Origin of the sequence: Chryseobacterium sp. Y16C, assembly GCF_022488405.1 — a bacterium.
Taxonomy (GTDB): domain Bacteria; phylum Bacteroidota; class Bacteroidia; order Flavobacteriales; family Weeksellaceae; genus Chryseobacterium; species Chryseobacterium geocarposphaerae.
Map to the genome: position 1 here is coordinate 2607119 of NZ_CP092711.1, position 13682 is coordinate 2620800.

17 protein-coding genes are annotated in these 13682 nt (G+C 34.8%); 3 read left to right on the forward strand and 14 right to left on the reverse strand.

Features of this window, described 5'->3' with window-relative positions; all coding sequences use genetic code 11:
- From MKS83_RS11560 to greA, 4 genes are all read right to left on the reverse strand, one after another.
- Window positions 1–2004 carry a T9SS type A sorting domain-containing protein gene (locus MKS83_RS11560; protein ID WP_240579819.1) on the reverse strand — a complete coding sequence of 668 codons (2004 nt, stop codon included), beginning with the start codon at window positions 2002–2004 and terminating at the stop codon, window positions 1–3.
- A 79-nt stretch (window positions 2005–2083) separates the two neighbouring features.
- Window positions 2084–3271, reverse strand: a complete 1188-nt coding sequence (clpX, locus tag MKS83_RS11565) for an ATP-dependent Clp protease ATP-binding subunit ClpX (RefSeq protein ID WP_240579820.1) — start codon at window positions 3269–3271, stop codon at window positions 2084–2086.
- A gap of 66 nt (window positions 3272–3337) precedes the next feature.
- Window positions 3338–3727 carry an HIT family protein gene (locus MKS83_RS11570; RefSeq protein ID WP_100377065.1) on the reverse strand — a complete coding sequence of 130 codons (390 nt, stop codon included), beginning with the start codon at window positions 3725–3727 and terminating at the stop codon, window positions 3338–3340.
- A 20-nt stretch (window positions 3728–3747) separates the two neighbouring features.
- Window positions 3748–4218 (reverse strand): transcription elongation factor GreA, encoded by a 471-nt coding sequence (gene greA / locus MKS83_RS11575; protein ID WP_100377066.1) that lies wholly within the window; start codon window positions 4216–4218, stop codon window positions 3748–3750.
- Between the two features lie 109 nt (window positions 4219–4327).
- On the opposite strand from greA, the gene MKS83_RS11580 reads away from it, so the two are divergent.
- From MKS83_RS11580 to MKS83_RS11590, 3 genes are read left to right on the forward strand one after another with little or no spacing between them, the layout of a single operon-like run.
- On the forward strand, window positions 4328–4783 hold the full coding sequence (locus MKS83_RS11580; RefSeq protein ID WP_240579821.1) for a hypothetical protein: 456 nt from the start codon (window positions 4328–4330) through the stop codon (window positions 4781–4783).
- A gap of 1 nt (window position 4784) precedes the next feature.
- Entirely contained in the window at window positions 4785–5234 is a 450-nt protein-coding gene (dtd, locus tag MKS83_RS11585; protein WP_240579822.1) for a D-aminoacyl-tRNA deacylase, read from the forward strand.
- Between the two features lie 31 nt (window positions 5235–5265).
- Complete coding sequence (locus MKS83_RS11590) at window positions 5266–5949, forward strand: FKBP-type peptidyl-prolyl cis-trans isomerase (protein ID WP_240579823.1); 684 nt, start codon at window positions 5266–5268, stop codon at window positions 5947–5949.
- A 55-nt stretch (window positions 5950–6004) separates the two neighbouring features.
- Here MKS83_RS11590 and MKS83_RS11595 read toward each other — a convergent pair whose 3' ends face one another.
- The 10 genes from MKS83_RS11595 to MKS83_RS11640 all read right to left on the reverse strand — a co-directional run bounded on the left by MKS83_RS11595 (window position 6005) and on the right by MKS83_RS11640 (window position 13673).
- Window positions 6005–6517 (reverse strand): hypothetical protein, encoded by a 513-nt coding sequence (locus tag MKS83_RS11595; protein WP_100377070.1) that lies wholly within the window; start codon window positions 6515–6517, stop codon window positions 6005–6007.
- Between the two features lie 42 nt (window positions 6518–6559).
- Window positions 6560–7084: a hypothetical protein gene (locus MKS83_RS11600; RefSeq protein WP_240579824.1), complete on the reverse strand. Its 525-nt coding sequence runs from the start codon at window positions 7082–7084 to the stop codon at window positions 6560–6562.
- 3 nt (window positions 7085–7087) lie between these two features.
- Entirely contained in the window at window positions 7088–8461 is a 1374-nt protein-coding gene (locus MKS83_RS11605) for a DUF4173 domain-containing protein (RefSeq protein WP_240579825.1), read from the reverse strand.
- A gap of 10 nt (window positions 8462–8471) precedes the next feature.
- Window positions 8472–8957 carry a ubiquinone biosynthesis protein COQ4 gene (locus tag MKS83_RS11610; RefSeq protein ID WP_240579826.1) on the reverse strand — a complete coding sequence of 162 codons (486 nt, stop codon included), beginning with the start codon at window positions 8955–8957 and terminating at the stop codon, window positions 8472–8474.
- 286 nt (window positions 8958–9243) lie between these two features.
- The gene (locus MKS83_RS11615; protein ID WP_240583188.1) at window positions 9244–10089 is read right to left on the reverse strand and encodes a metallophosphoesterase; all 846 of its coding nucleotides are present in this window, start codon (window positions 10087–10089) and stop codon (window positions 9244–9246) included.
- A gap of 10 nt (window positions 10090–10099) precedes the next feature.
- Window positions 10100–10390: a hypothetical protein gene (locus tag MKS83_RS11620; protein ID WP_240579827.1), complete on the reverse strand. Its 291-nt coding sequence runs from the start codon at window positions 10388–10390 to the stop codon at window positions 10100–10102.
- Window positions 10391–10456: 66 nt separating this feature from the next.
- Window positions 10457–10747 carry a winged helix-turn-helix domain-containing protein gene (locus tag MKS83_RS11625; RefSeq protein WP_240579828.1) on the reverse strand — a complete coding sequence of 97 codons (291 nt, stop codon included), beginning with the start codon at window positions 10745–10747 and terminating at the stop codon, window positions 10457–10459.
- A gap of 5 nt (window positions 10748–10752) precedes the next feature.
- Window positions 10753–11238, reverse strand: a complete 486-nt coding sequence (locus tag MKS83_RS11630; RefSeq protein ID WP_240579829.1) for a hypothetical protein — start codon at window positions 11236–11238, stop codon at window positions 10753–10755.
- Complete coding sequence (locus MKS83_RS11635) at window positions 11238–11855, reverse strand: hypothetical protein (RefSeq protein WP_240579830.1); 618 nt, start codon at window positions 11853–11855, stop codon at window positions 11238–11240. The genes MKS83_RS11630 and MKS83_RS11635 overlap by 1 nt, the downstream gene beginning before the upstream one ends.
- Window positions 11856–12137: 282 nt before the next feature.
- Complete coding sequence (locus MKS83_RS11640; protein ID WP_240579831.1) at window positions 12138–13673, reverse strand: RagB/SusD family nutrient uptake outer membrane protein; 1536 nt, start codon at window positions 13671–13673, stop codon at window positions 12138–12140.
- Between the last annotated feature and the right edge of the window lie 9 nt (window positions 13674–13682).

The following is a 13682-nucleotide window of genomic DNA, read 5'->3' on the forward strand; positions in this document are numbered from 1 at the left end:
TTATCTTTCAATTTTAGTTTGTACTGTTTCCCCTTTATCTGAAACAATTTTAACTACATAAACAGTTTTTAACTTTTTCTGTAATCTAATTGTAAAATCAGATGCAGCATCAACATTTTTTTCAGAAACCACTAATTTCCCACTCATGTCAAATACTTGAATTGCAGCTTTTTTCCATTTAGGATCAAATTTCACAATATAATCATCAATTGCAGGGCTATATGCAACAACAGTTCTTGAAGGAGCATTTGCTACTTCAGAAGAGCCTAGTACAGAAGAAGGCAGACCGTAATATAAGTCATATTCCTGCTCTGCATTACCTGTTGCAGCTATAGTCTGACCTTGACTAATTGATTGTAAAACTCCATTTGGTCCTTTAAAATAGAAACCAATACCAGTAGATAGATCATGCACGCCATTAGGAAGTGCACTTCCATTTTCTTTTATAAAAAATTGAAATGAAGATATATTAGAAGTATATCTTACCATCTTAATATTTTTCCCTACGAAACTATCATTGGCTTCGTTAATGTATAGCCAGTAACTGTTCTGATAGTTTGGATCGTATCCTCCATTTACAGCATCTTCTTCATAAGTACCTAAATCGTAGGTATTACTATTACCAACTTGAGAAGTTGCATTAACAGAGTGTCCGTTAATAGAGGAAGGAGAAACTACATAATAAGTTCTCGCCAGCTCTTTTCCATTAGAATCCAACCCTACTACCGCTAACTGTTTAACACTTCCTGTAGTATTATTTGTTCCATTTTTATTTGCAGTAGGTGAATAAGTTGTTCCTGCTGCTCTGGAATGATAGTTAAATCTTCTCAGGTTTGCAAAATTTAAAGTTGGAGCCGGACTAGCCGTATTATCGTTCAATTTAATGACGAAAGAACCAAAAGGTCTTACATTTAAATATTCCGTATCACCCACCCAAATATTACCCGATCTAGTAACAAATTTAAAGCTGATTGCACTACCTCCGGAACCTGCTACGTAGGTTGTTCCTCCGGCTGTAGGCTCAAATCTTATTCCGTATAAATTACTTATAAAATCGGGATCTCCCGGAGTTATAAGGTTGTTCAAGTCTAAGTTAGTCAGATATGGATTACCGAAGAAATAAAGATTTTTTCCGAAATCTGAACCATCCCATACATTATTTCTTGAATAGGCAAAGTAATCACCCAGATAAGTATTGTACTTTTCATTATAAGCATTGATAGCACTTCCCCCTGCCCCATAATTTACTGTAGAACCGGCTCCTGATAAAGTTACCTGGAAGTTATCTAGGTCAGATACCGGCTTCCCGATTACTGTTCTAGTAGTAGCCAGACCGTTATTAGCCCATGCTGAACCTGTACCACCTCCACCTAAGATATAATATGAATAAGCCGGACGGGCAGTGGTTCCTAGTGTTGTTGAAGGTAAATTATCAAATACTGTTAAAGCATTATTCCAAACAAGCGCCTCATTTTGGCTCCATCTTGTTGTATTAAATGTTTTTCCTAATTCTGACAGCGTAGAGAAATCTTTCCCCCAAAAAGGAAGCCCGATTTGCTGATACGCACCATGATTCACAGAAGTAAACTCCTGATTCACAACACCTGTGATGTTGCTTTGAGGAATTCCGGAAATATAAAGCTGACCGTAAGTATAGTTCAGAGTTGAGAGTGGAACGGTTTGATCTCCTAAAGGGGCAGTATTACGTAATGCAAAGTTACCTGCCTGATTAAGTTTATTAACAAAAGAGCCACCTGTATTTCCTGTAACAATTTCAGTACCTGATGCATCTAAATTTCTGAAAACATCTGTTGCTGCTCCTTGAATCATAAAATTTCCGTGGTTTTCAACGGTTCCAGTACCTTTTGTTTGTACTCCGCCTCCACTATAGACCAAGGTACCTTGACTTACATAAACATTGGCTGAATTATCGACATGTAGTAGCTGCGCCTGAACAGAACACATCGTAGCCAAAAGTGCTATAGTTAATAAATTTTTTTTCATTGTATATTATTTTTATGTGTTAATATAATAAAATACTCTATGCAAATATATAATTTTTTTTAACAAAAAACTATAAAAATCATTTAGTTACCAAAATATTATCAGCAGTTAATGTGATTTCCTTTTGCTCGCCTATTTCAAACATATAGTCTTCAAGCACTTTTTCAGTAGTTCCTCTTAAACCTCTTGCTCCCAATCCTTTTTCCATTGTTTCTTCCACAATTTTTTCTACAGCTTCATCGGTAAAAGTAAGTTTAATACCATCCATTTTAAATAGTTCAACAAACTGGTTTACAATAGAGTTCTTAGGTTCTTTCATAATTCTCACCATTGTTTCTTTGGTAAGTTTTTCCAGGTAAGTAATGATAGGAAATCTTCCCAAAAGCTCAGGAATCAAACCAAAAGACCTTAAATCTATTGCATTGATATTTCTTAATACATATTCATTTTCATCTACTTTATTTATTTTTTCTGAGCTGAAGCCAATGGCCTGCTTGTTCATTCTTCTTTCGATAATCTCTTTAATACCATCAAAAGCTCCTCCTGCAATAAATAGAATATTCTGAGTATTTACCTGGATGTATTTCTGATCAGGATGTTTTCTTCCTCCCTGTGGCGGAACATTTACAATACTCCCTTCCAGGAGTTTAAGTAAACCCTGCTGCACTCCTTCTCCGGAAACGTCTCTTGTGATACTCGGGTTATCCGATTTTCTCGCAATTTTATCTATCTCATCAATAAACACAATTCCCTTTTCTGCTTTTTCCACATCATAATCCGCCACCATTAAAAGCCTTGAGAGAATACTTTCTACATCTTCTCCTACATATCCAGCTTCAGTAAGGATGGTTGCATCTACAATACAAAACGGAACATTCAGCTCTCGGGCGATGGTTTTTGCCAATAATGTTTTCCCGGTTCCTGTCTCCCCTATCATAATGATATTGGACTTCTCAAGCTCAACCTCTCTATTTTCATCTTTAGCATGAAGCAACCTTTTATAATGGTTATACACTGCTATGGAAAGTTGTTTTTTGGCCTGATCCTGTCCGATTACATACTGATCTAAAAAACTTTTAATTTCTTTAGGCTTTTTTAATTCATCGATATTTTCTGCAGGCGAGTATCCTGTCTTTGAAGCACTGTCTTTTACAATTGAATGCGCCTGTTCGATACAGTTTTCACAAATAAAACCATTCTGCCCGGAAATCAGCATCTGTACTTCGTTTCTTTTTCTTCCGCAGAATGAACATTGATTTGAGTTCATTTTATATAAATGTATATTATTAAAGAAAATCGTAAAAAATTACTTTTTTACGATCTCATTTATAGGTTAAGAATTAATAATTGAATGTTGAATTTCTGTATATTCTTCTACAGATAATTTCAGTCTTTCATTTCTGAAGTTCATATCTTCCATTTTATTTAATGGAATCAAATGAATATGAGCATGAGGAACCTCCAGTCCTACCACCGCAACTCCCACTCTTATACAAGGAACCGCATTTTTTACTTTCTTAGCTACTTCCTGAGCAAATCCCCAAAGATTTTTATATTCTTCGCTATCCAGATCAAAAATCAGATCGACTTCTTTTTTAGGAACTACCAACGTATGTCCTTTTACCAAAGGCATTGCATCTAAAAATGCAACAAAGTTTTCATCTTCAGCAACTTTATAAGCCGGTATTTCTCCGTTAATTATTTTAGTGAATATTGTGCTCATAATTTCTAAGATTTTGTTTTCTACAGAGTGATTTCCAATACTTCGAAAGACAGTTTGTTTCCGTTTGGCAAAGTAATTTCAGCAGTTTCTCCAACTACTTTTCCTAATAAACCTTTAGCAATAGGTGTATTTACAGAAATTTTACCAGACTTCAGGTCACTTTCGTTATCCGGAACCAAAGTAAACACCTGCTCCTGTTTTGTACCGTTATTTTTAAGCTTCACCGTTGTCAAAATTGAAACTTTAGAAGTATCTAATTGGCTTTCATCTATAATTTTTGAACTAGAAATAACGTCTTTTAATTTAGAAATCCTCATTTCAAGCATCCCCTGCGCTTCTTTAGCGGCATCATATTCAGCATTTTCAGACAAATCCCCTTTGTCCCTAGCTTCTGCAATCTGCTGGGTAATTTTAGGTCTTTCAACAGTTTCCAACTGTTCTAGCTCAGCTTTCATTTTGTCTAATCCCTCCTTTGTAACATAGCTTGCCATAATTTTCGAAATTTAGTTTTAGTATAAAAAAATAATCCGACATTTGCCGGACAATGTTTTCGTGTAATAATCGTTTAATTTTTACAAATATATAAAAATTTAAATTGAAATGAAAAAAAGTTTTTCAATCCCATTTATTTTAACAACTCTGATTTTCAGTATTTTAACCTTAAACTCCTGCGGAAGAACACAGGATACAGTAAACTGTTTTCCAAGCAGCCCGATTAATGTCACATTAAACCTGAATCTTCCAGCATACTATGATCTTAATAACACCGGAGGATGGATTTACATCAACGAACAACAGTCCGGAACCAGAGGATTAATTGCTGTAAGAAACGGTTCTTCTTTCAAAATATATGACCGAAATGCACCTCATCTTTGTCCGGATACCAATACTACTCTTGAGGTAAAAGATGACATCTATATTTTATGTCCAAAGGATAACACCAAATGGGTACTATTAACAGGTTCACCCACAGACGGAGCTGCTACAGGATTACCTCCCAAAACGTATACTTATAATTATGATGCTTCATCGAATATTTTAAATATTTATTATTAATATGAAAGTGGTTATACAGAGGGTATCCGAATCCAGTGTAAAAGTAGACGGAATAATTGTTGGTGAAATCGGAAAGGGATTAATGCTTTTGGTAGGAATTGATGAAAATGATGAAAAAACAGATGCAGACTGGCTCGTTCAGAAGATTTTAAATCTTAGAATTTTCGGCGATGAAGATGAGAAGCTCAATCTTTCTGTCCAGGATATTAAAGGTGAAATTTTATGTATAAGCCAGTTCACCCTGATTTCTGATTACAAAAAAGGAAACCGCCCTTCTTTCATTAAAGCAGCAAAACCTGATAAAGCCATTCCTCTTTTTGATTATTTTAAAGAACAGATTTCAAACTCCGGGCTCAAAACGGAAAGCGGAATTTTCGGAGCAGACATGAAAGTCTCATTAATCAACGATGGTCCTGTAACAATTGTAATGGATTCCATCACGAAAGCTTAATTTTACAACAGAATATAATTTATCTCAAACAATGAAAAAAACATTAGCTACTTTGGCAATTGTTGCCGGATTTACTACTTCTTTCGCTCAAAAGTCCTATACGGATGAACAGAAAGCCTCTTATTATATTGGTCTTGATATTGCTCAAAACATGAAAAGACAAGGATTTGCTGTAGATCCTGATCTTATGGCTCAGGCTTTAAAAGATGAATTTTCAGGTAAAGCAAGTTTATTCCCAAAAGAGGAGATGGGGACTTTTTTACAAGGGTTTATGCAGAAGCAAAACGAAAAGAAGCAGGCAGAAGCAAAAGTAAAAGCTGAAGAAAACAAGAAGAAAGGAGCTGAATTTTTAGCTAAAAACAAGCTGAATAAAAAAATAACAACCACCGCAAGCGGCTTACAATATGAAGTTCTGCAACCTGGTGACGGAAAAGCTAAGCCTAACGCTTCAAGTACTGCCAATGTAAAATACACAGGGAAACTGATGGATGGAACTGTTTTTGACAGCACAGATAATCACGGCGGAAATCCGATGGATTTGAATCTTTCCGGTGTAATCAAAGGCTGGACGGAAGGAATCCAGTTAATGACGAAAGGAGCAAAATACAGATTTTATATTCCTTCAGATTTAGCATATGGAGACAATGGAGCTGGCGGAGTTATTCCTCCGGGAGCAACCCTTATTTTCGATATCGAACTAGTAGATTTTAAATAAGATCTTTTATTATAAAACGGCCTCTCAATTTATTTGAAAGGCCATTTTTTTTAAATTAATTTGCAGGTACACTGCTGAAATTAAGTGCTATTTTTATATTCATGTCAGAACTTGTCTGATTTTTCAGTTCATAAACTGTTCTTACTGTAAGACCTGTGCTTTTTACCACCTCATCCAAATATCCTGTATCATTTAAGTCTAGATTAATACTTGACGAACTCGTAGAGATATCAGATCTTGAGGCAACTAATCTTTCCCCGGTTCCGCTCGAAGAGACATAAACTTTTACTGATTTAAAGTCACTAAGATTACCTCCGGAAGGACTTACCACTGAAACTTTTGCATCAGATATCCTTACGTCTTTTATTTTAGCATTATTATTTCCCCCAAACCAGGTCTGAACATTGGAAGCTGTTGCAGTAGAAGACACCTCTTTATTGGCAGGCACTCCGGTAGAAATTAATACATTGGCCGTATAAGGAAATGTATTCTGAACAAGAGACTGTACCGTTCCGCAGCTTACCAAAGCCACAGAAGCTATTATAGCTGTTGAAAATATATTTTTCATAATATTTATTTTACAGTTTCATTTACATAAATTATACCAAATCTACTCTACCTTCACAGAAAATGTACCGGTAACCTGACCATCTGCCATATTGTTTTTTCCTATAATCAACCAAACTTCTCCTTTTTCGGGAATATCATATGTGATTTCTCTTCCAAAAGGTCCATCCATCTTTCCATCCGGAAGCTTAATTTGATTAAACCTTATATTGAAATCGTTTTGCTTGGTAAGAATCTTTGCATTTAACTGAGGTTTTGAATAGCCTGAAATTTTAAGGATCAGTTTATCCTGATCTTTGGTAAATTCTTCCTGTATCAGTATCGGAAAATGATTTCCTTCAACAGTTTTTATGATGACCCTGCCATTTTTTTCTTCAGCAGTAACCGGACTGCTTACCTCAGCAATTGTGTCCGCGCTTTTGGCATCTTCTTTCTTTATAACTGAATCTGCTTTGTTTTCAGATTTTTCTTTTACACTTACTGAATCAGACATTTTTATTTCTGTACTTTTCACTTCTTTTTTACAAGAGAATAAAATAATCGGAATGATGAATAGCAGCTTTTTCATATGTTATTTTTTAATGGATTCGTAATATAAAATCTTGGAAAGGAATGTGGCTTTATCACTTTCCGTTCTGTCATCATTAATTTTTGTTTTCATTTCCTTCGGAAAAGCCCTTTCCAACATTTCATCATTATAATTCAGGGAATGCAGGAATTCAAAATTTCCTTTATGATTCCTTATATTATATTGTGTTGCCATTCCGCCCCAGTTGAAATAACTGCAAACCAAAATCATTCCATAGAAATACCACAGCATCTGATTAAACAGAAAAGCATTGGTTTTTTGCTTCCGAATTTTCATAAAAGTTACTACCAATCCAATAATACTCAATATTAAAAATGCGTAAACTCCCAGTCTTTTATAAGTTAATCCCAGTTGCTGAACATATTCTGTATTTTTAGCCATCGCAGAAAATATTAAAACCGCATTCAGAACGATCCATATTTTAGCAAGCATCTTTAGTATTCCTGCATTTTTATCAAAATTAAAAGCTCCTTTAAAATAGAACATAATCACCGCAATCGCCATAATAATGCTAAAAATAACTGAAACTACTCTTTCATGTGTTTCATCTGAAAGCTGGGAAGGAGTCTTTGGAACTTCGTAAAACTGCTCATAGTTATAAGTGAAAATAAAGAACACGAGCATTATATTTAATACCAAGAAAGTTATTATCCCGCTTGTTCTTTCAAGATCAAAGGTCATGAAGCTAAAAGAAGGCTTCTGAGGCTTTTCCTGAACCGAAAATGTATTATTTAAATAATGATTTTGTTTATAGATAAATCTGTCTACCGAAAAATTCCAGAAATTGAACGCAATAAAGAACCCCAGAACGACGAGTCCGAAAAAATCAAGAAAGTTGAAATCAAATTCAATATTGTCAAACAAAGTGGCAAAATGATCACTTCCATAGGTATAAATGCAGAAGAATACGATGATAAAAATGGCAGGAACAAGAATAATGGCTATCGTTTTCTGAAGCATACTCGAAGTATTGAATTTCGGAAGCCATTTTTCAAAGCTGAAAAAACGACAGAAAAAAGTAAAGAAATTCGTCACAAAAACCAGAACAATAAAAAGGGTTTTCAGTTTTCTTGTTTTTGATTTCAATCCTAACAATAAAAGCGATGCCACAACTGCTAATAGTGACGGAAAATCCCGATACCAGGCAAAGGCTATACTGGATAAAATAGAAGTGACAAATAAAATATAAAACGTTTGGGTTTTATTTTTTTCCGGAGTTGCGAACAAGGCAAGCACTGCATAGACTATTCCCAGAATCCCAAGATTAACTCCAGGTGTTTCGCCATAAAAAAACACTACAAAGAGTACAGTTGTAAAAAGGATAAGATGATACGTTTTCATAAGGTGAGTTTTCATAAAATTTAGATTAATAAAGCACCGGATTTTCTTTCTGTCTGAGAAAATCACTGAGGTTCTCAAAATTTTGCCACAACAGTTCTTCAAAATTCAGATGATGAAATTTCCTCATATTTTGTCCTTTCCTGTATGCCTTGATATAAATTCTAAAATATTCCGGAAGGATAAACGTTCCCAAAACAATGGCAGCCAAAAGATGTGCATTGAGTTTTCCGTTTCCCAAAAGAAGATATTGCATGGCGATTTCCTCTTCAAACTGAGTTCCTATTCCTGTGATCAAATGATGAACATCGTGATTTTCCATTTTGGGAATCATTGAAAAGCCGTGTTTCTGATAAAATTCGCCCAGCTTTCTTCCTAAAGAATCTTTATGGAACTCCAGCAATTGTTTTTCATTAAACTGCCATTGCCTTTTTTTCTTTTTAAAGTAAGTTCTATAGAGTTTTTGTGTTTTATTGTAAACGAAAAGTAAAAATTTAACGCGTAATTTTTTCATAGTTTTATTTTAAAATATTGATAGAATAAGGCACGTAAAGAATAGAATCGGAAAATTGAAAAGTAATAAAATTGCTGAATTTTTGAATTCATTTTTATTCTCCGGAAACACAGGACACAGAGCAAGAAGCAGGAGAATTGAAAAAATATTGATGACCAAACTGATTGCGGATAGAAATATCAGAGTAAATAATAAATCGTCCTGAATTTTAAAAATCATGAATACCATAATTAAAATTCCAATCATCCAACTTCCTGAAAAATAATTAAATGCTATTTTATTGAATTTAGATCTCATCTCGTTGAAGTTTAAATACCGTTATTTCCGGACGAACCATAAACCTTACCTGAAAAGAATGTCCCAATGCGCGGTTGATGTACAACATTCTTCCGTCTTCAAGATCAATCTCACCAGAAACATATTTTCTGTTTTCCACGGGAAGAACTGGTGTTATCACTCCGGGAATCCGGCACTGTCCTCCATGAGTGTGACCGCTTAGGATCCAGCCTTGATATCCATTCCACACATCCTTGTCACAGACATCAGGATTGTGGCAAAGCACAAGATTTGCTTTTGAAGCATCGTAATCTTTCATTACACTCATCGGATCAAAATTGGGAGACCACAGATCGTCGAAACCAATAAAATTTAATCCGTGAGATTCTTCCTGTGTTTTTTTCAACATGACAATTCCCTGGCTTTCCAAAATCTGACAGGTAATCTCTGAAGAACCCAAATCTTTCCAATTCTTACCATAATCATGATTTCCTAAAATTCCAAAAGTTCCCAACTTACCCATCACGGCATTTCCCATCACTTTTTTTAGCTTTTCATGATCTTCGGCATTTCCATAATTGACATAATCCCCAGTGTAAACCACGAAATCAGGGGCAAACTGTTTCGCTTTTTGAAACGATTCTATCAGGAAATGATAATCAAACCGGTCACCAACATGCAGGTCCGAAATCTGCATCAAAATTTTCCCCTCCAGTTCTTTTGGCAAATTCTTTATCGGAAGCTTTCTCTGTACAAATTCCACCCAAAACGGTTCTATCTGCCAGGAATATAATGCCGGAAATGCTGCAATCGCTGAAAGTTTTAAAAGCTTTTTCAGAAAATCTTTTCTGGTCATCATTTCCGTTTTAACTTCCGGCAAACGGGCTTCCGAAAATTCCTACTGCCAGTTCTATCCAAATTAAAAGAAGAACCAATAAAACAATTCCACAAATGATTAATTTGGAGAATAAAGAGTTTTTGGAATTAACCACTAAACTGATAACGAAAGTGGTCCCAAAAAGCAGGATTCCGGCAATCACAAAATCCGGTAAAGACCAATTAAATCCTTCTACAAAAAGATTGCAGAAAAACGCCACTGCCAACAACAATGCAGGAAGAGCGAAAATCAGAATGTTTGTTTGTTTTAATGTTTTCATAATGTAATATTTAAATTATTATAAAGTACTTTGAATTACAAAGTTTATATTTAAAAAAATTTGAACTTATTTGCCCAATAGTTTTTCAAGCGCATTTAAATGTTCGGTAAATGCCAATCTTCCGGCTTGTGTTACTCTATAAGAGGTTTTAGGCTTTTTACCTACAAATTCTTTTTTTACTTCTATATAATTCGATTTTTCCAAAGCAGCACTATGGCTTGCCAGATTACCATCCGTAACATCCAAAAGGTTTTTCATTTCTGAGAAATCAACCCAATCGTTTACCATAAGAATAGACATAATGCCTAATCTCACGCGACTTTCAAATTCTTTGTTGAGTTGATTTATTTTGATCATTTTAATTAATCTTGTATACGTTTATGAATAACCTTATATACTTTTCCATTTTTAAAATATACTTCCAAATAGTGGTCAACGAACCCCAAACCACCTCCTGTTCCGGAATCATATTCCCAACTATTATTTTCCTTATTTCTGACATCCGGATTACCTATAATTTCTTTTACTTGTAAGCTATCTTTTCCATCTAGTAGTCTTTCATCAATTAAATCATCTATCATTTCATATCGGCTTAGCCTTTTTTCCATATCTTCACCCGAAAGAACCCAATTTTTCCGCTCAAATTCTCTAGATTTTTCTCTAAATAAAAAATAGATTGTAACCGTTACAGATATAACATACAATATTATTCCTAGAAAAGACGAAATGATAATACTTACTAATATCCTATATTTATTGCTCTTAATTTTCGTCTTGAAATAATTACTAACTATTACGTAAATAATTATAGTTAAAACTAAAACAATGATTATAATAGCAATATCCATTATTTATACTTCATATGCATAATCAGTCCATACACCACATGAAGCACCCCAAAACCTATTGTCCAAGTCACCAATCCCCATCCAAGAAAGAAAAGAGAAAACAACCCTAATACAATCTGGCAATATCCCAAATACTTAACATCAGTTAATGTATATCGTTCTGCGCTCACCAATGCTAATCCATAAAAAATCAACGTTGCAGGAGCGATGAATACAAAAAGATGATGATATAAAAGTCCCAAACAGAAAATTCCACCAGAAACTAAAGGGACCGCAAAGGTAATTAAAAGTCTCTTAGTAGTCGCATCCCAAATTTTCAACCCTTTTTTGCGGCTTTTATTCGCAGTAAAAATATATCCGCTTAAAAGAGCTACGGCAAGAATAATAATGCCTGTAATCATTAACTCATTGACCAAACCTGCTCTAAAAACATTTCGTTGTCCGGCAAAATAATCAATTCCTTCCCGTTGAAAAGCAAAGTATACATATATAGCACCTAAAATAGCTGCCAATCCGGCAAATACTCCAGACAGTCCGCTCAAAGAAATAAATCTTGAAGAACGTTCCATCATGGAACGGATATGAGATAAGTCTTCCTGATAGTTTTTTGATTCCATATAAAGAACTTTGAACCACAAAGTTAAAATTAAATTTCAAACTTCAAAATATTTTTTTAAAATTTTTATATGTTTTTATTAAGGCCTAAAGACTCAGAAGAAGAAGTCATACAAAGTACATTATCCGTGGAAATGACTGAAATCCTTACTCTTGATTGGAGCAGATTACAATTATAAGCCTTGATAAAGAACTTTCAAACGTTTCCTCAACAGGGTTTAAAGAATACAAAAAACCTTGCCTATTCAGGCAAGGTTTAAAAAATATTAAAATTTGAATAAGAATTATAATGGGTTTTGTACAATAAGTGGATTAGCATTGATCTCTGCTCTAGGAATTAAATATTCCCATCTATTATCTGTATTGGCAACAGTCAATACATTATTAACAACAACTGAAGAATGGTTGGCTCCCGTTCTGTCTAATCCCTGATTTAATCTCTTAAGATCTAAGAATCTGAATCCTTCTCCCCAAAGCTCTATTCTTCTGCTGTTCAGAATTTCCGTGATATAAGCAGCTCCTGTAGTTGTCGCACCTGTATAAGAAGGATTTCTATTAGTAGCAAGTGCATTAAACACTACTTTTGATCCAGCTTCATCACCTAGTCTTGCTTTAGCTTCAGCTTCGATAAGATACATTTCTGCAGCTCTCATATATGGAACATCCACTCTACTGTCCGAAGTGCTTACAGATAAGAATTTCTGACTTGTATATGGAAACTTTGAATATGTTGATGGTAAAGCAAGTGCAGTATGCTGGCCAGTAGGATCAACCACTTTTGTTCTTACGTCCGTACTCGGGAACATAGCAAAAAGTTTGCTGTTCATTGCCTTAGGTGCCTGTCTGATATTGGTTGAATTATAATTTCTAGACATATATGCTCCAAAATTTCCAAAATAATCAGTTTGGTCTGCAATAATGGCAGCCCCCCACATCCATTCACCATTACCTTCCAGGTTATTAAATCCTGCAGTATATGTTGCATTATTCATTAATGGGAATCCTGCAAAACCACCTGTTATCGCTTCTCTTGCCGATTTAGCAGAAGATGCAGCCAAAGCATAATTTCCTTGAGTTAAAGCAACCCTAGCTCTTAAACCTAAAACAACTCTGTCATTAAAGTGTGATTTTGTTAGTCTTGAGGTACTCAATCTTGATAATGCTTCAGTAATATCATTATTGATCTGAGTATAAACTTCTTCAACTGTATTTCTTGCCAACGGAACTTCATTCGCTACCAATCTGATAGGAACACCAAGCTGAGTGTTCGTCGTATTAGGAATATATCTTTTTCCGTAGAGTTGAACCAACATATAGTAACTGAATGCTCTAAATGCATATGCTTCACCAATAGCCTGTTTTACAGTAGCAACATCTGTCGCGTTTGCAGTGGGCACTGTTGGGCCATTTGCAATAACTAGATTAGCATTTCTGATCAAGGCATAGTAAAACTGGAAAGGATAAAAATCATTGGATCCGTTTTCATTTACCTGATCCTGCCATCTCACCGTTGAAACATACCAGCCGTTACCGGTGGAAGGGAAAACCAAATCTTCTCCTAATGCATCCATCATAATCATGATTCCTCCTTGTCCGTTTTGTCCCTGGCTGTTGTTTTGTCTGTAATACATATCTCTATGCATACCATTAATAATAGCCATAAGGTTGGAAGCACTTGAATAAGCAGATTCCTCAGAAACTGCCGTTGTCGGATCTGTTTCCAGATAATCACTACTACAAGATGAACTTAAAGAAAGTACCAATAATGCAGAAGATAATATTACAATTCTTTTATATTGTCTTTTTATAATATTTTTCATAATCTCTTA

Coding starts and splice junctions, on each gene's coding strand:
- MKS83_RS11600 (WP_240579824.1), bottom strand. CDS start 7,084: ATGAAAAAGCTGCTATTCATCATTCCGATTATTTTATTCTCTTGTAAA.
- MKS83_RS11615 (WP_240583188.1), bottom strand. CDS start 10,089: ATGACCAGAAAAGATTTTCTGAAAAAGCTTTTAAAACTTTCAGCGATT.
- MKS83_RS11630 (WP_240579829.1), bottom strand. CDS start 11,238: ATGGATATTGCTATTATAATCATTGTTTTAGTTTTAACTATAATTATT.
- MKS83_RS11610 (WP_240579826.1), bottom strand. CDS start 8,957: ATGAAAAAATTACGCGTTAAATTTTTACTTTTCGTTTACAATAAAACA.
- MKS83_RS11580 (WP_240579821.1), top strand. CDS start 4,328: ATGAAAAAAAGTTTTTCAATCCCATTTATTTTAACAACTCTGATTTTC.
- clpX (WP_240579820.1), bottom strand. CDS start 3,271: ATGAACTCAAATCAATGTTCATTCTGCGGAAGAAAAAGAAACGAAGTA.
- MKS83_RS11635 (WP_240579830.1), bottom strand. CDS start 11,855: ATGGAATCAAAAAACTATCAGGAAGACTTATCTCATATCCGTTCCATG.
- MKS83_RS11640 (WP_240579831.1), bottom strand. CDS start 13,673: ATGAAAAATATTATAAAAAGACAATATAAAAGAATTGTAATATTATCT.
- MKS83_RS11605 (WP_240579825.1), bottom strand. CDS start 8,461: ATGAAAACTCACCTTATGAAAACGTATCATCTTATCCTTTTTACAACT.
- MKS83_RS11595 (WP_100377070.1), bottom strand. CDS start 6,517: ATGAAAAATATATTTTCAACAGCTATAATAGCTTCTGTGGCTTTGGTA.
- MKS83_RS11625 (WP_240579828.1), bottom strand. CDS start 10,747: ATGATCAAAATAAATCAACTCAACAAAGAATTTGAAAGTCGCGTGAGA.
- greA (WP_100377066.1), bottom strand. CDS start 4,218: ATGGCAAGCTATGTTACAAAGGAGGGATTAGACAAAATGAAAGCTGAG.
- dtd (WP_240579822.1), top strand. CDS start 4,785: ATGAAAGTGGTTATACAGAGGGTATCCGAATCCAGTGTAAAAGTAGAC.
- MKS83_RS11590 (WP_240579823.1), top strand. CDS start 5,266: ATGAAAAAAACATTAGCTACTTTGGCAATTGTTGCCGGATTTACTACT.
- MKS83_RS11620 (WP_240579827.1), bottom strand. CDS start 10,390: ATGAAAACATTAAAACAAACAAACATTCTGATTTTCGCTCTTCCTGCA.
- MKS83_RS11560 (WP_240579819.1), bottom strand. CDS start 2,004: ATGAAAAAAAATTTATTAACTATAGCACTTTTGGCTACGATGTGTTCT.
- MKS83_RS11570 (WP_100377065.1), bottom strand. CDS start 3,727: ATGAGCACAATATTCACTAAAATAATTAACGGAGAAATACCGGCTTAT.